The organism is Labilibaculum sp. (assembly GCF_041595635.1).
Taxonomy (GTDB): domain Bacteria; phylum Bacteroidota; class Bacteroidia; order Bacteroidales; family Marinifilaceae; genus Labilibaculum.
This window is the reverse complement of the sequence record NZ_JBFHJW010000009.1, coordinates 64,060-88,900: the sequence shown is the minus strand read 5'-3', so window position 1 is coordinate 88,900 and position 24,841 is coordinate 64,060. Positions and strand designations below refer to the sequence as shown.

The window sequence follows — 24,841 nt, the reverse complement described above, 5'->3', positions numbered from 1 at the left end:
TTTACCACAATGGCACTCATAATCTTTTACAGGACCGAAAATTCTTTCACAGAATAATCCGTCGCGTTCTGGTTTATAAGTACGATAGTTGATGGTTTCAGGCTTTAAAACTTCACCACTAGATCTTTCTAAGATCTCTTCGGGAGAAGCAAGACTGATAGAGATTTTTGTAAAACTACTCTTTACTTTGTTATCTCTTCTGAATGCCATATGTTGAAAATTAGGAAATTAACAATTTTGTTTCAAGCAAGGCGAATGCCAGGAAAACCCAGCATACGCTTTATTATAAGGCTTATACTAATTTAACGCTCAAACCTAAACCTCTTAGTTCATGCAATAATACATTAAGAGATTCTGGAATACCAGGACTAGGCATTGGATCACCTTTAACGATAGCTTCATATGCTTTCGCTCTACCTACAACATCATCCGACTTCACAGTAAGTATTTCTTGTAGAATATGAGCTGCACCAAAAGCTTCAAGAGCCCAAACCTCCATCTCTCCAAAACGCTGACCACCGAATTGAGCTTTACCTCCAAGAGGTTGCTGAGTAATCAACGAATATGGTCCAATAGAACGCGCGTGCATTTTGTCATCAACCATGTGACCAAGTTTCAGCATGTATATAACACCTACTGTAGCTGGCTGATCGAATCGAAGTCCAGTACCTCCATCATGTAAATATGCTTTCCCAAATGCTGGCACACCAGCTTTATCGGTATAAGCGGTAATTTCATCAAGAGAAGCACCATCAAAGATCGGGGTAGCAAATTTTAATCCAAGCTCTTTACCAGCCCAACCAAGCACTGTTTCAAATACCTGTCCCAAGTTCATACGAGACGGTACACCAAGTGGATTCAAGCAAATGTCAACAGTGGTTCCATCTTCTAGGAAAGGCATATCTTCATCACGTACAACACGTGAAACGATTCCTTTATTACCATGTCGACCCGCCATTTTATCACCAATTTGAAGTTTACGCTTCTTAGCAACATAGACTTTTGCCATTTGAATAATACCCGCTGGCATTTCATCACCGATGGTTACGTTATATTTCTTACGCTTATTAGCACCCTCAAGTTCTTTATACTTGATAATGTAATTGTGCAGTAATTTCTTAATCGTATCGTTCTTATCTTTGTCAGTAGTCCACTTATTTGGATTAATTTCCATATAGTTTATATCTGCCAAAAGTTTCTGTGTAAACTTAACTCCCTTACTAATTACATCAACATTAAGATAATCCTTAACACCTTGGGAAGTTTTTCCATTTACAAGAATGAACAATTTATCAACCAAACGATTCTTTAATTCTAAAACCTGTTGAGCAAGTTCCTCATCTAATTTAAGAATAATAGGTTTGTCTGATTGTTTAGATTTACGATCTCTCATTGAGCGAGAGAATAATTTTTTATTAATTATTACTCCTCGTAATGATGGCGAAGCTTTCAGTGAAGCATCCTTCACATCTCCAGCCTTATCACCAAAGATCGCTCTTAGTAATTTTTCTTCTGGAGATGGATCCGATTCTCCTTTTGGAGTAATCTTTCCAATAAGGATATCACCAGGCTCAACAATAGCACCAATTCGGATCAATCCATTCTCATCAAGATTTCGAGTGGCTTCTTCACTTACATTAGGGATATCAGAGGTTAACTCTTCCATACCACGTTTTGTATCTCGAACCTCAAGAGAGTATTCGTCAACGTGAACCGAAGTAAACACATCATCTCTAACGATTCGTTCTGAAATCACAATCGCATCCTCATAATTATAACCTTTCCAAGGCATAAACGCCACTTTAAGGTTACGACCAAGAGCAAGCTCACCTAATTGGGTCGCATATCCCTGTGTAAGAATCTGACCTTTCACAACTTTATCGCCTTTAGCCACAATTGGCTTAAGATCCATTGTTGTTCCCTGGTTAGTTTTTCCGTATTTAGGAAGCAAATATGTTTTACTATTTCCTTCGAAACTAACGAAAACTTCCTCTTCAGAACGCTCATATCCAATTACGATCTTTGTAGCATCTACAAATTCGATAACTCCTTCGCCCTCAGCGCAAATCTGAGTTCTTGAATCACGGGCAAGATCACCTTCTAGACCTGTTCCAACAATTGGAGATTCAGGACTAATAACCGGTACAGCTTGACGCATCATATTTGATCCCATCAAAGCACGGTTAGCATCATCATGTTCCAGAAAAGGAATTAAAGAAGCTGCAATAGAAGCAATTTGATTAGGAGCTACATCCATAAGATTTAACTTATCAACTTCCGCAAAAGGAAAATCACCATCCATACGAGCTTTCGCCTTTGGATTTACAAACGAGCCATCCTCATTAAAAGGTGCATTCGCTTGAGCAATAACCAATCCCTCCTCTTCTTCGGCAGATAAGTACTTAATTCCTTCTATAGATAAATCTACTTTACCATCAACCACTTTTCGGTATGGAGTTTCGATAAATCCAAGATTGTTAATCTTTGCAAAAACACAAAGCGAGGAAATAAGTCCAATATTTGGTCCCTCAGGAGTTTCAATAGGACACAAACGTCCGTAGTGAGTATAGTGTACATCTCGAACCTCGAAACCAGCTCTTTCACGAGAAAGACCGCCTGGTCCAAGTGCAGACATTCTTCTTTTGTGGGTTATCTCAGCCAATGGATTCGTTTGATCCATGAATTGAGATAGTGCATTGGTTCCAAAAAAGGAATTAATTACTGAGGAGAGTGTCTTTGAATTGATCAAATCAATTGGAGTAAACACCTCATTATCGCGAACATTCATTCTCTCACGAATGGTACGTGCCATACGAGCTAAACCAACACCAAATTGAGTATGTAATTGTTCTCCAACAGTACGAACACGTCTATTACTAAGGTGATCAATATCATCAACATCAGTACGAGCATTCAATAATTTAATCAGATATTTGATAATCTCAATAATATCCTCTTTTGTCAATACTTTTGTATCATTAGCCGTATTTAAGCCAAGTTTTTTATTGATACGGTATCGACCAACGTCACCTAAATCGTAACGCTTATCAGAAAAGAATAATTTATCGATTACATCTCTAGCGGTAGCCTCATCTGGTGGCTCCGAGTTACGTAACTGACGATAAATGTGAAGAACTGCTTCTTTTTCAGAGTTACAAGGATCTTTTTGCAAAGTATTGTAAATAATTGCATAATCAGCAAGATTTTGCTCTTCCTTGTGCAACAAAATAGTTTTTGCTCCCGACTCAAGAATCTCTTCTATATGTTCTGGCTCAAGTATTGTCTCACGATCAATAATAACCTCATTACGCTCAATCGATACAACTTCTCCTGTATCTTCATCTACAAAATCTTCAATCCAAGACTTAAGAACACGAGCAGCTAACTTGCGACCAACAATTTTTTTGAGTCCAGTTTTTGAAACCTTGATTTCATCAGCGAGATCAAAAATTTCTAAAATTTCTTTATCACTTTCGTAACCAATTGCACGTAGCAATGTGGTAACAGGAAGTTTTTTCTTACGATCGATATACGCAAACATCACATTATTGATGTCGGTTGCGAACTCAATCCAAGAACCTTTAAATGGAATAATTCTGGCAGAATATAATTTAGTTCCATTAGCGTGAACACTTTGTCCAAAGAACACGCCAGGTGAACGGTGCAGCTGCGAAACAACAACACGTTCGGCTCCGTTAACCACGAAGGTACCTTTTTGAGTCATATAAGGAACTGTTCCAAGATATACATCCTGAATTACAGTATCAAAATCCTCATGCTCAGGATCGGTACAATATAGTTTTAGCTTAGCTTTTAGTGGTACACTATAAGTTAGGCCTCTTTCTATACACTCGTCAATAGCGTAACGGGGTGGATCAACAAAATAGTCGAGAAACTCCAACACAAAATTATTTCTAGTATCAGTAATTGGAAAATTCTCACTAAATACTTTAAATAATCCTTCGTTCTTTCTTTTCTCCGGGGTCGTTTCCAGCTGAAAAAAGTCTTGAAAAGATTTTAGCTGTATCTCTAAAAAATCAGGATATTGTAACTGATCTTTATTAGAAGTAAAACTAATTCTTTGACTAATTGAATTTGAAGACATTTACTTAAAATTAATTGAACCTAAACGATAATAAACAACAAAAAGGCTTAGAGTCCCGGTTAGGAACTCTAAACCAAAATAACCCTATATATAGGTCTTAGCGCTTCTATTTAAGTTCAACTTCAGCTCCAGCTTCTTCTAATTTTGCTTTAAGTGCTTCAGCTTCGTCTTTAGAAACTTTTTCTTTCAATGGAGCTGGTGCAGCATCAACTGCAGCCTTAGCTTCTTTCAATCCAAGACCTGTTAATTCTTTAACCAATTTTACAACAGCTAGTTTAGAACCACCTGCGGCTGTAAGAATTACATCAAACTCAGTTTGCTCAGCAGCAGCAGCATCACCTGCAGCAGGACCAGCTACAACAGCGGCAGCAGCAGCTGGCTCAATTCCGTACTCGTCTTTCAAAATAGTAGCTAACTCGCTTACTTCCTTAACAGTCAAATTAACTAATTCTTCTGCAAACTTTTTTAAATCTGCCATTTTCCTTCGGTTTTAAAAATTTAATTTACTAAATATATTACTCTTTTTCTGAAAGTGTTTTCACAACACCAGCAAGGATATTCTTTCCTGATTCCAGGGAAGAAATAACATTCTTGATTGGAGATTGTAGCAATGCAATAACATCACCAATAAGCTCATCCTTAGACTTAATAGTACTAAGAGCTTCTAACTCATTATCTCCAATGTAAAGTGCTTCCTCAACATATGCAGCTTTCAGGATAGGTTTATCATGTCCCTTACGGAACTCTTTGATAAGCTTTGCAGGCACATTTCCAGTTTCCGACAACATAAGAGATGTTGATCCCTTAAGTGCTACGTTTAAACCTTCAAAATCACCTTCTGCTTTTTCCAAAGCAATTCGAAGAAGTGTATTCTTCGCAACAACCAATTTAATCTCTTTTTCAAAACAAGCTCTACGAAGAGCTGATGTTTGTTCTGCATCCATTTCTGAGATGTCAGCAAGATATAAATGATTTGAAGCGTTGATTTCCTCCGTCAAGCTATCAATAATCTGAATTTTTTGTTCCCTTTTCATGATTACTAAGGTCTTGATTAAAAATTAAAATTAGTCAGCCAACGTCTTAACATCCAACTGAATGCCAAGACTCATTGTACTTGACAGGTATACACTCTTGATATAAGTTCCTTTAGCTGCAGATGGCTTCAATTTGTTGATAATGCCAATGAATTCTTTAGCATTTTCTTGAATTTTCTCTACATCAAAAGATACTTTACCAATGGACGAGTGAATAATACCATATTTATCGACCTTAAAATCAATCTTTCCAGCTTTCACTTCGGCAACTGCCTTCGCAATATCCATTGTTACTGTTCCGGATTTAGGATTCGGCATTAAACCACGTGGTCCTAAAACTCGTCCTAAAGCTCCAACTTTAGCCATAACAGTAGGCATGGTGATGATAACATCAACGTCAGTCCATCCTCCTTTGATCTTGGCAACATAGTCGTCAAGGCCAACAAAGTCGGCACCTGCCTCTTTAGCCTCTTCTTCCTTATCAGGAGTACAAAGAACTAAAACACGAACATTTTTACCAGTACCATGAGGAAGGGTAACAACACCACGAACCATTTGGTTAGCTTTTCTTGGGTCAACTCCTAAGCGAACATCCATATCCAATGAGGCGTCAAATTTGGTGAAAGTAATCTCCTTAACCAATTTTGCTGCTTCATCGATAGAATATAGCTTACCAGTCTCCACTTTATCTGAAGCTAACTTACTATTTTTTGTTAGTTTACCCATTTTACTTGCAGTATTTATAATTATTGATTAAGAGGATTATCACCACTAACTGTGATACCCATACTTCTTGCAGTTCCAGCAACCATACTCATGGCACTTTCAATTTTAAAAGCATTTAAATCTTTCATCTTTCCTTCTGCGATCTCGCGAATTTGATCCCAAGAAATAGAACCAACCTTAACACGGTTAGGTTCAGCAGAACCTGATTTTAATTTAAGAGCCTCTAGAATTTGAACAGCAACGGGAGGAGTTTTTGTAATAAACTCGAAAGAACTATCAGAATAAACTGTAATCACAACCGGAATTACTTTTCCCGCTTGATCTTGAGTTCTTGCATTGAATTGTTTACAAAAATCCATAATATTTACCCCTTTAGCACCTAATGCGGGTCCTACTGGGGGTGAAGGATTTGCAGCACCACCTTTGATCTGCAATTTTATTAATCCTGCAACTTCTTTAGCCATAGCTTTTTTTTCTAAGGATTTAATTATTCTTTCTCTACTTGCATGAAACTTAACTCAAGAGGCGTCTTTCTTCCGAAGATTTTAACCATAACTTTTAGTTTTTTCTTCTCTGCATTCACCTCTTCAATCACACCAGTAAAACCATTAAACGGTCCATCCGTTACCTTAATCATTTCTCCAACAAAATAAGGAATACTAATTTCCTCATCTTTATTAGATAATTCATCAACCTTTCCAAGAATGCGATTCACTTCTGACATACGCATTGGTGTTGGGTCTCCGCCTTTGGTATCCCCCAGGAAGCCAATAACATTCGTGACACCACGAAGAATGTGGGGAATTTCACCGACAAGCGCCGCTTCAACAAGAATATAACCAGGTAAGAATACTCTCTCCTTGCTAATTTTCTTACCGTTGCGTACTTGAAATACTCTTTCGGTAGGAATTAGAACCTGTGATACATACTCCTGTAGACCTAGATTAGAAATTTCACTATCAATATATTCTTTGACTTTCTTTTCTTTTCCTCCAACAGTCCTAAGAACATACCATTTTCTATCAATTTCAGCCATCTTTTCTTTCAGGAATTAGTAAAACATACTGTATATAATATCCATCATATTCTTAAACCCAAAGTCCATTGCGAAAATTACAGATGCAATAATAGCGGAAGCAATCATAACAACAATCGCACTACTTTGAAGCTCAGACCATGATGGCCAAGATACTTTCTGAACTAGTTCTTTATAAACTTCTTCGAAATAAATTTTTAGTTTCATAAGGCTTATTTGTCTTTGCACGGGTGGAGAGACTCGAACTCCCGACACCTGGTTTTGGAGACCAGTGCTCTACCAACTGAGCTACACCCGTCTATACTAAGATTGATCTGGATGACCAGATCAATCTTTATATGTTTAATTACTCAACAATTTCAGTAATCTGACCTGCACCAACAGTTCTACCACCTTCACGCATTGCGAAACGTAGTCCTAAAGCACAAGCAACTGGAGTGATTAACTCAACAGTAATAGTTACATTATCACCAGGCATTACCATCTCAACACCTTCTGGAAGAGTAATCTCACCAGTTACATCCAAAGTTCTGATATAGAATTGAGGACGGTATTTGTTATGGAATGGAGTGTGACGTCCACCTTCTTCTTTCTTCAATACATAAATCTCAGCTTTGATTTTTGTATGAGGCTTGATTGTTCCCGGGTGACAAATAACCATACCACGTTTAATAGCAGATTTTTCGATACCTCTTAATAACAATCCAACGTTATCACCAGCTTGACCTTCGTCCAAAATCTTACGAAACATCTCAACACCAGTACAAACAGTTTTCATACCTTCAGCACCCAAACCGATAATCTGAAGCTCTTCACCAGTTTTAACAATACCTGATTCGATACGTCCTGTAGCAACAGTACCACGACCAGTAATTGAGAAAACATCCTCGATAGGCATCAAGAAAGGCTTATCTACATCACGTGGAGGAAGTGGAATCCATGTATCAACAGCCTCCATTAAATCCATGATTTTTTCTTCCCACTCTGGCTCACCATTCAATCCACCAAGAGCAGAACCAGCGATGATTGGAGTATTATCTCCATCAAACTCGTAAAAATCTAACAATTCACGAACCTCCATCTCTACCAACTCCAACATCTCAGCATCATCAACCATGTCAACTTTATTCAAGAAAACAACGATTTTAGGAACGTTTACCTGACGTGCTAACAAGATGTGCTCGCGAGTTTGAGGCATAGGACCATCAGTTGCAGCACAAACCAAAATAGCACCATCCATCTGAGCAGCACCAGTTACCATATTCTTTACGTAATCCGCGTGACCAGGACAGTCAACGTGAGCGTAATGACGATTAGCAGTTTGATATTCAACGTGAGCAGTATTAATAGTAATACCTCTTTCTTTTTCCTCAGGTGCATTATCGATAGAATCGAATGATTTCACTTCAGACAAACCTTTTTTTGCCAATACTGTAGTAATAGCAGCAGTCAAAGTAGTTTTACCATGATCGACGTGACCAATGGTTCCGATATTTACGTGTGGTTTTGACCTGTCAAAATGTTCTTTAGCCATAACTCAAAAAGTTAATTAAAATTAGACAACAATTAAAAACAATACAATATATTTCTGAGCCATTGATGAGAATTGAACTCATGACCTCTTCCTTACCAAGGAAGCGCTCTACCCCTGAGCTACAACGGCAATTACAAAAATGTGAGCGGGAAACGAGACTCAAACTCGCGACCCTCAGCTTGGAAGGCTGATGCTCTATCAACTGAGCTATTCCCGCAAAAAAAAGAAACAAAAACTTCTCTTTTTTTATTAATTTAGTGGGGAGAGCAGGATTCGAACCTACGAAGACGATGTCAGCGGAGTTACAGTCCGCCCCAGTTGGCCACTTTGGTATCTCCCCAAAAAAAATATTGAGCCGATGGAGGGATTCGAACCCACGACCTGCTGATTACAAATCAGCTGCTCTGACCAACTGAGCTACATCGGCAATTTACAAACCATTAATTTAACAGGCATTCTTTTCCCTGAAAATGGTTTGCAAATGTAAAAATATTTTAAATCTATCGCAAGCTAATCGAAGATTTTTTACGATTATTTTGCTCGAAGTTTTTCTTTCCGTTTTACAAGCTGACGACGCAGCGCCTCAATTACCATATCAGTAGACTCTTCGAAGCTTTGACTTTGTTTTTTTGCAAACAAATCACCTCCTTTTAAGTCCAAAATAATTTCGACAAGCTTATTTTCCATTGTTGTCGATTTCTCCAATCGGAGAATTACATCAACCCCAACAACATCATCATCAAGTTTCAACAACTTATTCAATTTGCTCTGAATAAAAGCTTCAAGCTCATCCTTAGCAACAAAACCTATTGATTGAATTTTCACCATACCATCTCCTCCATCTATTATTAGGCTCTTGGATGAGCCTGTTTATAAATCTTATTTAAACGCTCGAATGTAGTATGAGTATATATTTGCGTTGAAGAAAGATTAGAATGACCCAACAATTCTTTCACCGCATTCAATTCAGCTCCGTTATTCAACAAATGTGTTGCAAAAGTGTGTCGCAACACATGTGGACTTCGCTTGGCAAGTGTTGTAATCTTAGACAAATGCTTTGTCACAATTCGATACAACAACTTTTCGTATACAGGCACCCCCTTTTTAGTTACAAAAAGAAAACCACTCCCATCATCAAAAATCTTATTTTTCACTTCAAGATATTCCTCTAGAAGTTTATCCAGATTTTCACTCACCGGAATGATTCTTTCCTTATTTCTTTTACCTAAAACCTTTACCAAAAAAGTTTTTCGATCAAAACTCGTCAATTTTAGAGTCATCAACTCAGACAACCTCATGCCTGTTTGATAAAACATCTCTACAACCAACCGATCTCTACAACCCTCAAACCCTTTCCCAAAATCAATTTCACGAAGCAATTGCATAGCATGCTCAGCAACAAAGCCAGGAATCTTCTTCCCTTGTCGTGGCCCAACAACCCTATCCATAGGATTGGTTTCAACAACTGATTCCCTCAATAAAAATTTAAAAAAGGACTTCAATGAAGACAATTTTCTATTTACTGTCTTTGAAGAATGACCTTCATTCATTAAAAAAACGATCCATTTACGCACATTTTTAAAATCCACATCTGATATTTCCTCGACTTTATTTTTAGACATAAAATCCAAAAACTGAGTCAAATCACAATCATACGAGAGGATAGTGTGTACCGAATATCGTTTTTCAAACTGTAAATAAGACAGAAAAGATTCCTTATAACTCATACATCCAGGATATTTACCCTACAGGATAACCCAAGATACAAAAAATTAAGATATCAAGGAATAAAAAGAATTTAGTCTTCGTTTTGTTGCATGTTCTGAACGTAGATCGCATGAAGTTTTTCTACTCTTTTCTTAACAGATGGTTTTGTATAAACCTGTCTTCCTCTTAATTCTTTGATTACTCCAGTCTTTTCGAATTTTCTTTTGAATTTTTTTAAGGCTCTTTCAATATTTTCGCCTTCTTTCATAGGAATAACAATCATAATTTTCTCCTTTAAATATTAATTTTTCATACTGAGCCGCAAATGTATTCATTCATTCATTATAATTCAAATCTTTTTGAAGAAAAGATCACGAAATTACTTCAAACTAAAAATTTACACGCCTCAACCACATCCCAAAGATAGGAAATAACCAATGTTTTCTCAACTAATCCTACACTTTCTATTTTAATTCCAAATAAGGACGTAATTTCGTAAAAATAGAATCGGGAACAATTTTATGACTTAATAACTGATCGATTGAATTAAAATTACCATTTCTTTTACGAAAACGTACAATATTATTAGAGGTTCGACTGTTCAGATAAGGATGTTTCCGAAATTTATCAGCTGTAAAAGAATTTAATGCCAATTTACGTACATTAATAGAATCAACGGTAATCATCGGAGAAATTAGTTCAAATTCCTCTCTTGAGATTCCATAAACCTCCATAAGTTGATCCTTAGATACAAAACCACCTAAAACATTCCGGTATTTTACTATTCGCTTAGAAAGTACTGATCCTATTCCTCTTAGTTGTTTTAATTGTGATGTATCTGCGGCATTCAACAAAATAACCTGTTTTCTGAAGGTTTCGGTTTTTTTTTCACTTTCGGCTATTTGCACATAAGGCAGAAGCTCTTTATACTTATCGGAATCAAACCCATAGATTTTTTGTAAATCCGAAGCCTTAGAGAATCGACCACCTGCTTCAATATAATTTTTAATCCGATTTCCTATTCTTCTACTTACCCCTAAATTAACCCAGTCGTTCAAAGATATTTCGTTGGGATCGAAAAAATACAATTCGTAAATTGTATTTTTTCGATCATCAAGAGCTTCTTTTTTTTGAGATACAACGGGAATCTGGATATAGGCATTCAAACGCTCGAGATCTGATTGGTCAAAGCCATACAACTTCAACAGGTCGGTTTTCTTTTCAAAGCGACCTCCCTTACTTCTGTATTTAATTAGATTATTTGCCTGATATGGGGTAAATCCAAGTTTTAGTAATTCGTCTTTACTACATGTATTTGGATTGAACATTTTCAACTCAACAACAACCGAATAAGATTGCTTTGTATCCTCCCTAGCAAGCAGTACTGCAACCAAACTATCTAACGAATTTTGCTTTGCAGAATCGGCGAAGCTATCAATTCTTGTTTTATTGTGAAAAGCAATAGGAAGAAAATATAGAATTAGCAGAAGAATTACCAGCACCAATAATCCTTTTTTCTCCGAAGCTGAGTAAGAAAAATATTCTCTAAATAATTGCTTAAAGTTCATTTTTATTGAAGTGCAATGGAAAAACCAGATAACACTTAACAATATATAATTATTCTAAGAATTATCCAAAATTAAATACACCTAATCCATGTAGAAACACAATTGCAATAGCTCCCGGCGCAATAAATTTAACTAGGAAGATAAATACAGAAAGTAACCAAGGAATAACGCCTGCGCCTTTAGCCAGCTCCTCCTCTACTCTTTTTCTACCCAAAAACCAGCCAACAAATAAAGCTATAAATAGACCTCCAAGCGGAAGAAGTAAATTAGCAGAAATCCAATCCAACAAATCGAACAAATTCAGATTAAACAGAGTAAATTCTTTTAATACACCCATTGACAAGGAGCAAAAGACTCCAACGATAGCAATAAGCACTCCAGCCACAATAGTTGAGACATGCCGCTTTAAATTGAGTTCCTCCTGAAAATAAGCGACCACAACCTCGAGAATAGAAATAGACGAAGTTAACGCTGCAACTGTCAATAATAAAAAGAACAAAATTGAAAAGAAATACCCGCCAGGCATTTGCTGAAACACATTGGGTAAGGTAATAAATACAAGACCGGGTCCACTACTAGGCTCAATTCCAAAGGCAAAAACAGCGGGAAAAATTGCAATTCCTGCTAATATGGCAATTGCAGTATCGGCAAGAGTTACCTGAAGAGCAGTAAGGGGCAAATTATTTTTATCATCAACATAAGAACCATAGGTAACCAGAGTTCCCATTCCCAAACTCAAGGAAAAAAAAGCGTGTCCTAAAGCACTCAATATTCCATCTCCTGTCAATTTTGAGAAATCAGGATTAAATAAAAACCTCAATCCTTCCATTGCACCTTTTAAAGTTACCGCCCTTATGTCGAGAACTATAATAATAAGAACAAGTAATGGCATTAAGAATTTGGCGTATTTTTCGATACCATCCTTTACTCCTACAAAGACAATCCCCATGGTCATGACCATAAAAAACAACTGATAGAGAATTGGACTCACAGGACTTTCAATAAAACGAAAAAACATAGATTCCATTTCTGCCGGACTCTTAGTTCCAAAACCTCCACTTACTGCCTTCGCTACATAATCAATGCTCCATCCTGCAACCACACCGTAAAAAGCCAATATCATAGCTGCTGCCGAAACCCCTAAAACACCAACAAGTTTCCATGCCGAACCTGGAGCTAAGAATTTGAAAGCCCCAAAAACATTTCTTTTTGATTTGCGACCAATAGTCAACTCGGAAAGCATAATAGGCAGTCCTATTAATGCAATAAAACCAAGGTATACGAATAAAAAGGCAGCTCCTCCATAAACACCTGTGATATAGGGAAATTTCCAAATATTACCTAGCCCAACAGCTGATCCTGCAGCAGCAGCAATTACACCAAACTTACTTGAAAACACATCACGTACGGGAAGCTTACCATTACTCATAAAACTTATTTTTAAGATGAAAAAATTAACAGAATAGACACAATACTAAAAATGATGGAACCCAGATCACATCAATATGCTAAAAAAAAAGGTATTATTTTAGCCAGTGCCCCCATTGGCTCATCATTTAAATTCAAAATGGAAAGCCCCAAATTTGCTAAAAATAACTTCAATTTCAAAAATGCATTAAATTATTAAAACCTTCAACGACAAAAAAACCCGGAATAAATCCGGGTTTATATGATTTCACAGAACGTTAATTTTAGTTACGTCCTACATTATTTAAATCTTCGAAAGCTTTCACTAAACGATCTTTCATTGATACTTCACCTGCACGTAACCATACACGAGGATCGTAAAATTTCTTATTTGGCTTATCTTCTCCATCAGGATTTCCAATTTGACCTTGAAGATAATCATGGTTTTTAGCTTCGAAAGCACGAACACCATCCCAACAAGCCCACTGAGTATCTGTATCGATGTTCATCTTAACAACTCCATAAGAGATTGCTTCGCGAATTTCCTCTACACTAGAACCTGATCCACCGTGGAAAACAAAGTCTACAGTATTCTTAGCTACTCCGTATTTCTCAGAAATAAATGATTGAGAATTCAATAGGATTTTTGGAGTTAACACCACATTACCTGGTTTATAAACACCATGAACATTACCAAATGAAGCAGCAATTGTAAAACGAGGAGAAACTTTTAGTAAGCTTTCGTAAGCCAAAGCAACATCAGAAGGTTGTGTATATAGTAAAGAATTATCCATATCTGAATTATCTACACCATCTTCTTCTCCACCAGTACAACCCAATTCAATTTCTAGAGTCATTCCCATTTTTTTCATGCGCTCAAGATATTTAGCACATGTTGAAATGTTTTCCTCTAAAGATTCTTCTGATAAATCCAACATATGAGAGCTGAATAAAGGCTTTCCTGTTTGTGCAAAAAATTCTTCTCCAGCAGTTAACAAGCCGTCAATCCAAGGCAATAATTTTTTAGCAGCATGATCGGTATGTACAATAACAGGAACACCATAATGTTCTGCAACGGCATGAACATATTTAGCACCTGCAATACCACCAATTATAGCACCTTCCTGACCTTCAGCAATAATTCCTTTTCCAGCGAAAAAAGAAGCACCACCATTTGAAAACTGAATGATAATAGGAGAATTCACCTCGCGAGCTGCCTCAAGAGCAGCATTGATTGAATTGGTTCCAATAACATTCACCGCTGGGATTGCAAAACCCTCTTCTTTAGCAACTTGGAATAACTTTTGCACATCATCACCAGTTACCACTCCTGGTTTCACTACATCTAATACTCGTTTCATAATATATAATTTTATCGGATAGTTATGAATGTAAAATAGGCTAAAAATCTATTTGGCACGAAGTTAAAAAGAAATAATAGATTTTGCACTGTTTTAAAGACAAGAAAATTATGCAAACGAATGCGATTTAGAAGGGGTACCCAATTCCAATATTAAAATTTAACTGACTAAATTTAAAAGGCCGATGAGCAATCACCCAACTTTTCTCAACATCTGCAGATGGATCTCGTAATTTCAAACCTAAATCAATACGAAAAATAATAAAACTCAAATCAATACGCGTTCCAAATCCTGTTCCCAGCGCTATTTCCTTATAAAAACGATTCAATTTAAAAATGCCACCTTCTCGATCATCACTCTTAGACAAAGCCCATATATTACCCGCATCAACAAACAAAGCTCCTTCCAAAACCCAAAACAATTTAAAACGATATTCTAAATTGACCTCTAACTTTAAATCAGCATAATTATACGGATAATCGACATCCTCATCGGTCACAAACGACCCAGGACCTAAAGAACCTATTTGCCATGCTCTTATGCCACTCGCTCCACCCGAAACATAACTTTTTTCGAATGGCAAAACCTTAAAATTTCCATAAGGAAGTCCGGCTCCGGCAAATAAACGATAAACTATTCTGTTAGCTTTATTGATGTAATAATTGTGTCGGAATTCAAAATCTGCTTTCACATACTGTGCATAACGAATTCCTAGAAAATCATAATAAGTTTCATCTACATTACCATCGTCATCGTAACTAACTTCTTTATCTCTTCCTAATAATTTATTCAGTTCATTAAGCGAATTTCCTGCTGTCTCGAAATTAAATTTAAAATAATCATAATTTCCTGACTTATTAATATTCTGATTGTTGTACAAGAATGAATAACTACTTGCAGGGATTACGTGATCGGTAAATGAATTTTGAATATATAAACTACTAATTGAAGAGATGAAATCGTCACTTAAGTTCTTTACATCCACAAAATACAGCTCCATTAAATTGAATGTGTGAGAAATGTATTTCGAAGACTTCCACTCATATCCAAAACTTGCATCTAAAATGGTTCGGGTGTAATCAGGTCGTTCCTGATAATTATAAGACAGTGAAAAAACAGTTTTGGGATTGTATGATTTTCTAAACTTCTCTGCATTAAGCAGGGGAAGTAAAAATTTCGTAATGCTCAATTTTGACTCCACACCGTATTCCGAAGAGCTAAAATCAGTTTGATCGCTAGAGTAAAAGGTCTCTTTTGCAGTAGAGAATTGCAGATCTAAAATTTCGGCCCCTCCAAATAAATTCTTATGCTGATAATTTAAATTACCGGCAAAACCAATATTGCCCCACGAATTAGTTCCTTCGAACTCGACAGAATATGATTGACGATTGTAAGGCGATAATTGAATAATACAATTAAGACCAGCAATAGGATCTTGAAGTGAATTTGGATCTACCTCAAACTTGATATTCACAAACTTGAATTGATTTAAGGATTGCAATCGACTGTAGGTTTGTTCTACTGATTTTAGATTGTAAAGTTCCTCTTTTCGAATCAGAATAGACGATAAAATCACATCGGGCTTAATTTTGATTTTGTCTTTGTAAATAAAATTAAAGCCATTATACTGCATTGTATCCAATGCATTCAAATACTTTTGATCATTCAGTAATATCAATTTTGTGTCGTACTCGGTAAAAATTGATATTTGATTAATTCGGAATTTTTTTAGTGCGCTACTATCTACTGGAGTTTTCACGCCTACAAAAACATCCATCTGATTATTTTTACTTGTACTATCCATTAAAAAATGGATATATTCCCTAGAAAAATTAAAATACCCTTGATTCTTAAGTGATTTCGATATCCTAACTCTCTCATTGGTTAAAACATCCGAATCCACTTTTTCGCCCATTTTAACATTAGAATTTTCCTTATCGGCAACAATGTATTTCCGTATTTCCGTAGAATCAGGCATCTCACTCTTTTCCTGAAAAGGAGACAGAAAATTATAGGGAAGATCATTTACACCTCTATAAATAGAGCGATACCGATAGGGTTCCTTGGCATCGACAAAGTAGTACACTCTGGCTTTCTTCTTTTTAAACACTGTAGAGTCGCGCACTTCGGCATTAAAATAGCCTTTCTGTTGCAAATAAATCTTCAACTGACCTGAAGATCTTTTGGTCTGAAAATCCTCATAAATAACTGGTTCTTCACCAATTCTTCTTAGCCATTTGTTAAAACCTTTGCTTTTGTCTTTACCTGCTAAATTAAACAAACCCAAATGAAATTTCCAGAATCCTAAAATTTTCATGTTAGGATTCTGTTTCACATTACGTTTTAATTCCCCTGATGATATGGATTTATCATTCGTTTTAACAATTACTTTATTTAACAGGTATTCATTCTCACCCACATGTTTTGTGGTAGAACAAGAACCTAAGGACAAAAGCAAACTTGCCAAAAAAAATAAAATCAGGAAATTATACCTATTTTTGTATTTCTTGTGAGACTTCAAGTATAATAGACGTATTAATACATTTACATACGCCAAAGATAAGTAACTTCAATGAAATATTGTTGGCTTTACAATGCTTTTAACTGTTAATTTTTTCAAAATATTCACCGTGCTATCCAAAAATCAAATCAAACTGATAACCAGTCTTCAACAAAAGAAATACAGAGATCTACATCAACTTTTTGTTGCAGAAGGGAACAAATTAATTTCCGATTTAATTGCGGCAAAAACAAAAGTTGAATATCTGATTTACACTAAGGAGTGGAATACAAAGAATTCGATTGGAAATCAAGTGAAAATCAACAACCGAATTGAAACTGACGCAATTCAGATGAAAAAAATCAGTTCTCTAAAATCTCCGTCCTCAGTACTTGCTGTTTTTAAAATGCCAACTCGGGAAGTGAATGAGAAAAACATTCAAAATTCACTATCTATTCTTCTTGATGATGTGCAGGACCCAGGTAATTTAGGTACGATTATACGCATTGCCGATTGGTTTGGCATCAAACATATTTTTTGCTCGTGCAATACTGTTGATTTGTACAACCCCAAAGTAATTCAAGCTACCATGGGTGCAATTTCGAGTGTTAATGTAAGCTACGTCGATCTTAAAACAATGATTTTAAAATACAAAAAACCCGATTTCCCGATCTATGGAACCTTTCTCGAAGGAGAAATCATCTACAAATGCGAACTTCAAAAAAAGGGTTTCATTATTATGGGCAATGAAGGGAAAGGTGTTTCGGAAAGCATTCAAAAACTGGTTTCAAACAAACTTTACATTCCCGATTTTCCATGCGGGGAAGCTGCATCCGAATCGTTAAATGTATCGGTTGCCACTTCTATTATTTGTTCTGAATTCCGACGACAAGAATTTTAGTTGCTAATTTGAATTCATATATCGATCAAATGCTTCGGCACATCGTTCCCCATCCATTGCAGCAGAAACAATTCCTCCGGCATAACCAGCACCCTCACCACAAGGAAACAATCCTTCAATTCGAATGTGCTGAAAGCTCTCCCTATCTCGTGGAATTCGAACTGGTGATGATGTTCTTGATTCAACTCCCAAAATAAGCGCCTCATTGGTCAAAAAACCTTTCGATTTACGACCAAATGCCTTAAAAGCCTCCTGTAAACGAAATCGGATGCCCTCAGGCAACCACTCGTGCATGCACGACGATACAATTCCTAAATGATAGGATGTTTTAGGTAACGAGCTGCTTTTTTTGCCAATCACAAAATCATTCATCCGCTGAGCGGGAGCCGTTAAATTTTTGCCTCCTTCAAGAAAGGCTCTTTCTTCAAGCGCTTCCTGAAAATGCAAACCAGCCAAAGCTCCGTACTGTTCATAGGATTTTAAATCTTGTATTCGAATCTCAACAGCCATTCCTGAATTTGCAAAAGCTGTATTTCGATTTGATGAAGACATACCATTTACAACCTGCTGATTACCATCTGTAGCTGCGGGGACAATAACACCTCCCGGACACATGCAAAAAGAGTAAACCCCTCTATTTTCGACCTGTTGCACAAAACTATAACTAGCTGCTGGCAAATAAGCACCTCGACCTTTAGGATTGTGATATTGAATTTGGTCAATTAGCTCCTGAGGATGCTCAATTCGAACCCCCATGGCAAATGATTTCAGCTCCAAATCTATTCCCTTCTCATCCAATTTTCGATAAACATCTCGAGCAGAATGTCCAATTGCAAGGATAAGGCCTTCTCCATATATTTCCTCTCCTCTTTCGGTACGCACACCACAAACCTTATCGTCTTCCAAAAGATAATCAACCACCTTAGTCGAGAAAAACACTTGACCTCCGGCTTTTAGAATATTTTTTCGCATACGAACAATTACTTTGGGCAAAACATCGGTTCCAATATGCGGATGAGCATCATATAAAATTTCGTCCTGTGCACCATGAAAATGCAAAACATTTAGAATTTTCTTTAAATCGCCGCGTTTTTTAGAACGAGTATATAATTTTCCATCTGAAAATGTACCTGCTCCTCCCTCTCCAAAACTATAATTGGAATTGGGATTTACGTTTCGATTTCGATGCAATTCACTCAAGTCTTTTTTTCTATCTTCAACACTTTTCCCTCTCTCCAAAACTACAGGCCGATAACCCAATTCAATTAAACGAAGTGCTGCAAAAAGACCTGCTGGTCCTGCTCCCACAACAAGTACCTTTGGTTTTGTTTCTACATTTTGGTATTCAACAGTAAATTCATCCGACTCAGGAAAATTCTCCTCACATGCAACACGAAACCTTAGATTTATTAAAATATTTCTTCGTCGGGCATCAATTGATTTTCTCAGAATTTTCAGTCCATAAATCTGCTCGACAGAAACGCCTAGCTTTTTAGCCACAATGGGCTTATAATACTTTTCATCAGAAGCATCTTTAGGGCTTAGGACTATATCTAGTTCGGTAATCATTTTATTAAAAATTAGGAGAAATTTATTCCTATTCGAAATGAAAAGAAAGGGTAATAATTTTGGAATTTAGCTTTTCGATAGCTCCTGTGTACTCTTCGTAGCCAGGATTATCAATATCATATTCATGATTGAGGATATCTTTTAAACCAACAGCAAATTTCAATTCAGTTGCCAGTTTAAAATAAGGCAAATAAAAATCCACACCTGCCCCTAGTTCCAAATACAGATCGGTTGTTTTTAATCTCACCAACATATCGTTATCCGGATCGAGCGCATCTTGCGACTGCACATCGATTTTAAAACTCGCCCCTCCAATTAGGTATGGTCGATAATTGTTCAATCGTTTTGCTTTGTATTTCAACAACAAAGGCAAATTCACCAAAACCGACTCAACATTAACCTCTTCCACATCAAGATTTGAGTATTTTATGGTTCGTTGTCCGAATTCTAATCCGGGAAGAAATCGCAAAGACCAATCCTCATGTAACCTTAGGTCGGAAACAATACCCACCGAAAAGCCTGGAGAGAAAATAACCTGCTCGGCACGAGCCTCTCCATCTCCAGAATTGTAAATTGCAAAATCCATGCTATTCACTCCAATGGTGAAACCAAAATGCAGCCATGTTTGATCAACTTTCTGATAATTTAAAATACTCTCAGCCTTGTATCTCCTTTGTGAAAAAACAGAGGAAAAACAGCACAGAAAAGACAATATAAATAGCGCTTTTTTCAAATTCAGAAATTCTTTTAAATATAAACCAGCAAAAAAAGGTTTTATTGTATTGGTTTCGTTCCAATGTAAATCGAAGCAATTCCAAAACTCAGCTTAATTTGTTCTGTATTCTCAAAACCACACGATTTGTAGATGCTAAGAAAATCTTCACCATCAGGAAAAGCTCCCACAGACTCTGGCAAATAGGTATATGCTGAACTATCCTTTGAAACCACTTTCCCCCACAAAGGAAGAATATTAAAAAAATAAAAATTATAAAATTGTTTAACAGGAAACTTTTTAGGTTTTGAGAACTCAAGCACAACTACTTTTCCTCCAGGACGCACAACACGATTCATTTCTTGAAGTCCTTTTTCAAGATTTTCAAAATTACGAACCCCAAAAGCCACTGTTATGGCATCAAAAGAATTATCAGCAAATTTAATATTTTCAGAATCGCCCTCGAACAATTCTATTTTATGCTGTAGATTCTTTTTTGCAATTTTCTCTCTCCCTACGGCCAACATTTCTGTTGAAATATCAATTCCTGTTACTTTATCAGGATTTAGTTTCAAACAAGCCAAAGCAAAATCACCGGTTCCTGTAGCAATATCCAAAAGCTGTTTGGGCTTTAAGGGTTGCAGTAACTTAACCGCTTTCTTTCTCCAGAGCTTATCAATTCCCATGGATAAAAAATGATTTAAAAAATCATATTTTCTGGCAATATTATTAAACATCAAGGCCACCTGATCTTTCTTGCCTTTATTTAAATCTTTATATGGATTTACCACGAATCAAAAATATAATGAGTAAATAGGTTTAGTCTCTCGACTAATTCAATAATAAAGCCACAAATATAGCGAATGAAAAACAAAGAACCATTACCCGATTCTTTGTTGTAAAGTTAAATGCATTTCTTATTCACCAGATTTACTTGATGGTTTTCTGTTGATATACTTTTTTATACTCATCAATATACCCATACGAAATATCATCAATCCTCACTTCTTTTTTAGTAACATGCCCTAAGGTAGAAAAAGGAACGCCGCTTTCCATCATCATATCAACAAATTCATCTTCATTTTCCATACAAACCGAAACAACCACCCTTCCTTGCGACTCTCCAAACAAGAAAGCATCTGTACGAATTTCAGCTGGAGAAGTAATATCAAACCCTAATCCTAAAGACATTGCTGATTCTATCAAGTTAAAGAAAAGACCACCTCGCTCCACTGAATGTGCTGAGCATACTATTTTTCGCTCAATTAAATCGGCCAGCACTTTATTCATCAATTTCTCCTCCTTAAGATTAAAGTAAGGAACTCCAAATCCGCATTTTTGATGAATTGAACACAAATATTCCGACCCTGAAATATCATTCCGAGATTCACCTATCAGAAAAATCATATCGCCCTTATTTCTGAAAATATAGGACATATGATTTGTATCTGGTTCTATAAGTCCAAACATTCCTATGATGGGTGTTGGTTTGATAGCTTCTCGTTTTCCCTGAACAGAACTTTCATTATAGAAGCTAACATTACCACCAACAACAGGTGTTCCAAAAAATTCACTGGCATAAGAAATACCCTTAATTGTTTCAACAAATTGAGAAAATACATTTTCATCCAAAGGACTTCCGAAATTCAAGCAATCGTTTATAGCCATCGGTTTACCACCGGAACAAACAATACGACGAGCTGCTCTGGCAATATTAATTTGCGCCCCCAAATTGGCATCACTATACGAATAGACTGTATTTCCAAGCACGGTAAAACAAAGTGCTTTCCCATTTAAATTTACTTTTGCAATTTGAGCATCAGAAGGTGATTTATTGGTTTCCTCTTCATAATTCAACTGCAAGAATTCCTTGATTAATAAGTTTGGTTTGTTCACCATTTGATTAATCACTTTCCAATAATTACCTGGCTCTGGAATCTTTTCTATATAATCGACTTCTTCTTTCTTTTTCTGCGAGGTATGCTTTCTATTTGTTTGAGGAGCTCCATATCCCATAACCAAATCATAAGCATTTACCTCTGCAATAACTTTTGAAGCTTCGGTAAATTGAATCGTTTTTCGCTCACTTATCTGTCCAATTCTACTACAGGGAATTTTTGCTTTTTCAAACTCTTTCAAAACCACCTCTTCATTCTCCTCATCAATAACCAAAATTATTCGTTCCTGAGTTCTTGAAAAAAGAACCTGTTCAACTCTGAGTCCTTCCTGATTAAGTGGAATTTGATTCAAATTAATATCTGCACCTGTTTTTGCATGAACACTGATGGAAGCAATTGCGTTTACTATTCCTACCAAATCTAAATTTTCAATTCGCACCAGTGCATTTATTGCATTTAAACAAAGAATGCACTCAATCAGTGAGCTTCCCATTTTTGGATTTCCTTTAGGAATGGTAAAATCCTCATCCTGACCGTAAACTCCTTCTGCTCCGGTTGAATTGCCAGCAATTAAAATCAATTGTCCGGGTTTCATTTCTCTATTCAGTAACAATTGATCTTTAGAAACAAGACCTGCAACCATCACATTTACCAAAGGATTAGTATCGTAACTTGAATTGAAACATACCTCACCACCCATATTTTCCATATGAAGAACAGCGGAATAATCACGTATTCCCTTTACCACCTCATCCATTAACCACTTGGTGCGATCTAGGGAAGTATCACCGAAACGCAATGAATTTAGTACAAACATAGGTTTTGCTCCCATAGAAACAACATCACGGCACAAATCACCAACACAGGTCGCTGCTCCCTCGTATGGGTCAATTCCGCTTGGATGATTATGCGTACCCATTTTAAACACGCAATACTCATCACCACCAATATCAACAACACCAGCATTCGACTCCCGGGCTCCAGCAATGATTTTCTCACCCTTATTTGGCAATGAATTAATCCAATTAAAAGAACTTTTATAGGATATATTTTCGGACCACATCACTGAATAAATCTCCAGCTCCAATACATTGGGTGTTCGTCCTAAAGAATGTGAAATTTTATCGAAAGCCTCTTTGCTAATTCCTAAATCTTCTGCTAGTTGTACCGAAACGTCCTGTTTTTCCATGATGAGAGCTTTTAGGTGATAATATCTTAAATTTAAAAAAAATAAGATAGGAACACGAATAATCACAGTAGTTTTTACCTTTACTTACTCTTAGGAAAAATAAGAAATCGATAAAATTTAAAAACTCTAATAAAATGAACAAAATTGCCTTAATAACAGGAGCCACTGCGGGTATTGGGGAAGCTTGCGCAAAAAAATTAGCTCAAATTGGTTTTGATTTAATTATTTTGGGGCGCAGAAAAGAAAAACTAGAACAGGTAAAAGAAGAAATCCTTGGACAATACAAGGTTAAGGTTCTATCTTTGGAATTAGATGTAAGAAATCAGATTGATGTGGATGAAAAAATAAACTCTCTTCCCAAAGAATGGAAAAAGATTGATCTACTACTGAACAATGCTGGTTTGGCGGTAGGAGTTTCACCTATTCAGGAAGGAATTATTGATGACTGGGAGCGTATGATTGACACCAATGTAAAAGGATTGCTTTATGTAACCAAAGCTGTTAGTCCGTTGATGATAGAACAAAAAGCCGGACACATTATCAACATTACTTCAATTGCCGGAAAAGAGGTTTACCCAGGAGGGAATGTATATTGTGCCACAAAACATGCTGTTGATGCGATCACAAAAGGCTCTAGAATTGATTTATTACCCCATAACATTAAGGTTTCCTCGATTGCCCCAGGCATGGTTGAAACTGAATTTTCACTGGTAAGATTCAAAGGCGACTCAGGAAAAGCCAGTCAGGTTTACAATGGATTTACCCCTTTAAATGCGGAAGATATTGCTGAAACTGTAGAATTTATTGCGACTCGTCCTGCTCATGTAAACATCAACGACATTTTAATTATGCCAACCAATCAGGCTTCGTCGAGAGATGTGAATAGAAACTAGTCGTTAAAAAAGAGACTATTGAATTTGAGAAATTTTCTCCGATTCAATAATGCAACAACCAACGACTCGTTTTTTTGATTCTAGGTAAATGGTTGTTGCAAGTTGGTCGCCAGTAACAGCGGCAATTCTTTTCAATTTACCAACAAAATGAAAATACAGATTTCGGCTGATCCAAGCAGCAAACGCTTCGAAAGGCCGAAATTCTTTTCTATTTCCATATATTACTGATGGACGGTAAATAACCACCGAATTAAAAGATTGTGTTCTAATAAATTGCTCCACTTCTCCCTTTATTCGTTGATAAAAAAAAATCGATTTAGGATTCGCTCCAATTGCGCTTATAAAATGAAAATCACTTACCGCATGTTGTTCGCACAATTTGGCAAAAGCAAGAACGTAGTCGAAATCTACCTTGCGAAAATTATCTTTTGTACCTGCCTTACGAATGGTTGATCCCAAACAACAAAACGCAAGGTCACAAGATTCAGTAATAGCAGCAAAAGAGAGATTTTCAAAATCGACCAAGACCTGAACAAGTTGATCATGAGTCAAATCAATTTTATGACGAAGCAATGCATAAACCTTTGTGATTTGTTCATCCTGCAAAAGAAGATCTATTAGCTTTCTTCCTGTAAATCCAGAACCTCCAACAATAATTGCTTTCATAAAATTTTTGCTTACAATTTTAACTAATCATGCTA

Annotated in this window: 23 protein-coding genes and 5 tRNA genes; 2 read left to right on the top strand and 26 right to left on the bottom strand. The window is 36.4% G+C overall.

From position 1 onward, the window contains the following. The 21 genes from ABYT26_RS04670 to ABYT26_RS04570 all read right to left on the bottom strand — a co-directional run. A partial coding sequence (locus ABYT26_RS04670) for a hypothetical protein (RefSeq protein ID WP_372751730.1) occupies positions 1-210 on the bottom strand: 210 nt, incomplete at its 3' end. An 82-nt stretch (positions 211-292) separates the two neighbouring features. After that, positions 293-4,105, bottom strand: a complete 3,813-nt coding sequence (rpoB, locus tag ABYT26_RS04665) for a DNA-directed RNA polymerase subunit beta (protein WP_372751729.1) — start codon at positions 4,103-4,105, stop codon at positions 293-295. A gap of 106 nt (positions 4,106-4,211) precedes the next feature. Next, complete coding sequence (gene rplL, locus ABYT26_RS04660) at positions 4,212-4,583, bottom strand: 50S ribosomal protein L7/L12 (protein ID WP_372751728.1); 372 nt, start codon at positions 4,581-4,583, stop codon at positions 4,212-4,214. Positions 4,584-4,620: 37 nt separating this feature from the next. Continuing rightward, on the bottom strand, positions 4,621-5,139 hold the full coding sequence (gene rplJ / locus ABYT26_RS04655; RefSeq protein ID WP_372751727.1) for a 50S ribosomal protein L10: 519 nt from the start codon (positions 5,137-5,139) through the stop codon (positions 4,621-4,623). Between the two features lie 30 nt (positions 5,140-5,169). Next, positions 5,170-5,865, bottom strand: a complete 696-nt coding sequence (gene rplA / locus ABYT26_RS04650) for a 50S ribosomal protein L1 (protein ID WP_372751726.1) — start codon at positions 5,863-5,865, stop codon at positions 5,170-5,172. Positions 5,866-5,885: 20 nt separating this feature from the next. Further along, entirely contained in the window at positions 5,886-6,329 is a 444-nt protein-coding gene (rplK, locus tag ABYT26_RS04645) for a 50S ribosomal protein L11 (RefSeq protein ID WP_372751725.1), read from the bottom strand. Between the two features lie 23 nt (positions 6,330-6,352). Next, the gene (gene nusG / locus ABYT26_RS04640; protein WP_372751724.1) at positions 6,353-6,901 is read right to left on the bottom strand and encodes a transcription termination/antitermination protein NusG; all 549 of its coding nucleotides are present in this window, start codon (positions 6,899-6,901) and stop codon (positions 6,353-6,355) included. 15 nt (positions 6,902-6,916) lie between these two features. Beyond that, positions 6,917-7,108, bottom strand: a complete 192-nt coding sequence (secE, locus tag ABYT26_RS04635; protein ID WP_372751723.1) for a preprotein translocase subunit SecE — start codon at positions 7,106-7,108, stop codon at positions 6,917-6,919. A gap of 18 nt (positions 7,109-7,126) precedes the next feature. Next, a tRNA-Trp gene (locus tag ABYT26_RS04630) sits at positions 7,127-7,199 on the bottom strand. 48 nt (positions 7,200-7,247) lie between these two features. Continuing rightward, on the bottom strand, positions 7,248-8,435 hold the full coding sequence (gene tuf / locus ABYT26_RS04625) for an elongation factor Tu (RefSeq protein WP_372751722.1): 1,188 nt from the start codon (positions 8,433-8,435) through the stop codon (positions 7,248-7,250). A 57-nt stretch (positions 8,436-8,492) separates the two neighbouring features. After that, a tRNA-Thr gene (locus ABYT26_RS04620) sits at positions 8,493-8,564 on the bottom strand. A gap of 15 nt (positions 8,565-8,579) precedes the next feature. Continuing rightward, a tRNA-Gly gene (locus tag ABYT26_RS04615) sits at positions 8,580-8,652 on the bottom strand. A gap of 41 nt (positions 8,653-8,693) precedes the next feature. After that, positions 8,694-8,775: transfer RNA gene (locus ABYT26_RS04610), tRNA-Tyr, on the bottom strand. A 13-nt stretch (positions 8,776-8,788) separates the two neighbouring features. Continuing rightward, a tRNA-Thr gene (locus ABYT26_RS04605) sits at positions 8,789-8,862 on the bottom strand. A gap of 104 nt (positions 8,863-8,966) precedes the next feature. After that, positions 8,967-9,263 carry a ribosome hibernation-promoting factor, HPF/YfiA family gene (gene hpf, locus ABYT26_RS04600; RefSeq protein ID WP_372751721.1) on the bottom strand — a complete coding sequence of 99 codons (297 nt, stop codon included), beginning with the start codon at positions 9,261-9,263 and terminating at the stop codon, positions 8,967-8,969. A 20-nt stretch (positions 9,264-9,283) separates the two neighbouring features. Continuing rightward, complete coding sequence (locus tag ABYT26_RS04595; protein ID WP_372751720.1) at positions 9,284-10,162, bottom strand: tyrosine-type recombinase/integrase; 879 nt, start codon at positions 10,160-10,162, stop codon at positions 9,284-9,286. Positions 10,163-10,233: 71 nt separating this feature from the next. Continuing rightward, the gene (gene rpsU / locus ABYT26_RS04590) at positions 10,234-10,425 is read right to left on the bottom strand and encodes a 30S ribosomal protein S21 (protein ID WP_372751719.1); all 192 of its coding nucleotides are present in this window, start codon (positions 10,423-10,425) and stop codon (positions 10,234-10,236) included. 181 nt (positions 10,426-10,606) lie between these two features. Further along, a complete protein-coding gene (locus ABYT26_RS04585) occupies positions 10,607-11,710 on the bottom strand; it encodes a helix-hairpin-helix domain-containing protein (protein ID WP_372751718.1) in 1,104 nt (367 codons plus the stop codon). A 61-nt stretch (positions 11,711-11,771) separates the two neighbouring features. Continuing rightward, on the bottom strand, positions 11,772-13,139 hold the full coding sequence (locus tag ABYT26_RS04580; protein ID WP_372751717.1) for a sodium-dependent transporter: 1,368 nt from the start codon (positions 13,137-13,139) through the stop codon (positions 11,772-11,774). Positions 13,140-13,401: 262 nt separating this feature from the next. Further along, the gene (gene fbaA, locus ABYT26_RS04575; protein ID WP_372751716.1) at positions 13,402-14,478 is read right to left on the bottom strand and encodes a class II fructose-bisphosphate aldolase; all 1,077 of its coding nucleotides are present in this window, start codon (positions 14,476-14,478) and stop codon (positions 13,402-13,404) included. A 127-nt stretch (positions 14,479-14,605) separates the two neighbouring features. Then, a complete protein-coding gene (locus ABYT26_RS04570) occupies positions 14,606-16,945 on the bottom strand; it encodes an outer membrane protein assembly factor (RefSeq protein ID WP_372751715.1) in 2,340 nt (779 codons plus the stop codon). A 163-nt stretch (positions 16,946-17,108) separates the two neighbouring features. On the opposite strand from ABYT26_RS04570, the gene ABYT26_RS04565 reads away from it, so the two are divergent. After that, positions 17,109-17,879, top strand: coding sequence for a TrmH family RNA methyltransferase (locus tag ABYT26_RS04565; RefSeq protein ID WP_372751714.1), 771 nt, complete (start codon positions 17,109-17,111; stop codon positions 17,877-17,879). A gap of 3 nt (positions 17,880-17,882) precedes the next feature. Here the strand turns inward: ABYT26_RS04565 and ABYT26_RS04560 are convergent, their stop codons facing one another. The 4 genes from ABYT26_RS04560 to purL form a co-directional block, all read right to left on the bottom strand. Beyond that, complete coding sequence (locus ABYT26_RS04560) at positions 17,883-19,448, bottom strand: NAD(P)/FAD-dependent oxidoreductase (protein WP_372751713.1); 1,566 nt, start codon at positions 19,446-19,448, stop codon at positions 17,883-17,885. A gap of 28 nt (positions 19,449-19,476) precedes the next feature. Continuing rightward, complete coding sequence (locus ABYT26_RS04555; protein WP_372751712.1) at positions 19,477-20,181, bottom strand: porin family protein; 705 nt, start codon at positions 20,179-20,181, stop codon at positions 19,477-19,479. A gap of 41 nt (positions 20,182-20,222) precedes the next feature. Beyond that, positions 20,223-20,951 (bottom strand): bifunctional demethylmenaquinone methyltransferase/2-methoxy-6-polyprenyl-1,4-benzoquinol methylase UbiE, encoded by a 729-nt coding sequence (gene ubiE, locus ABYT26_RS04550; protein WP_372751711.1) that lies wholly within the window; start codon positions 20,949-20,951, stop codon positions 20,223-20,225. Between the two features lie 139 nt (positions 20,952-21,090). Further along, positions 21,091-23,247: a phosphoribosylformylglycinamidine synthase subunit PurL gene (gene purL / locus ABYT26_RS04545; RefSeq protein WP_372751710.1), complete on the bottom strand. Its 2,157-nt coding sequence runs from the start codon at positions 23,245-23,247 to the stop codon at positions 21,091-21,093. Positions 23,248-23,381: 134 nt separating this feature from the next. Here purL and ABYT26_RS04540 point away from each other — a divergent pair, with 134 nt between their 5' ends. After that, positions 23,382-24,140 (top strand): SDR family NAD(P)-dependent oxidoreductase, encoded by a 759-nt coding sequence (locus ABYT26_RS04540; RefSeq protein ID WP_372751709.1) that lies wholly within the window; start codon positions 23,382-23,384, stop codon positions 24,138-24,140. Between the two features lie 15 nt (positions 24,141-24,155). On the opposite strand, the gene ABYT26_RS04535 is transcribed toward ABYT26_RS04540, so the two are convergent. Next, entirely contained in the window at positions 24,156-24,806 is a 651-nt protein-coding gene (locus ABYT26_RS04535) for an NAD(P)H-binding protein (protein WP_372751708.1), read from the bottom strand. Between the last annotated feature and the right edge of the window lie 35 nt (positions 24,807-24,841).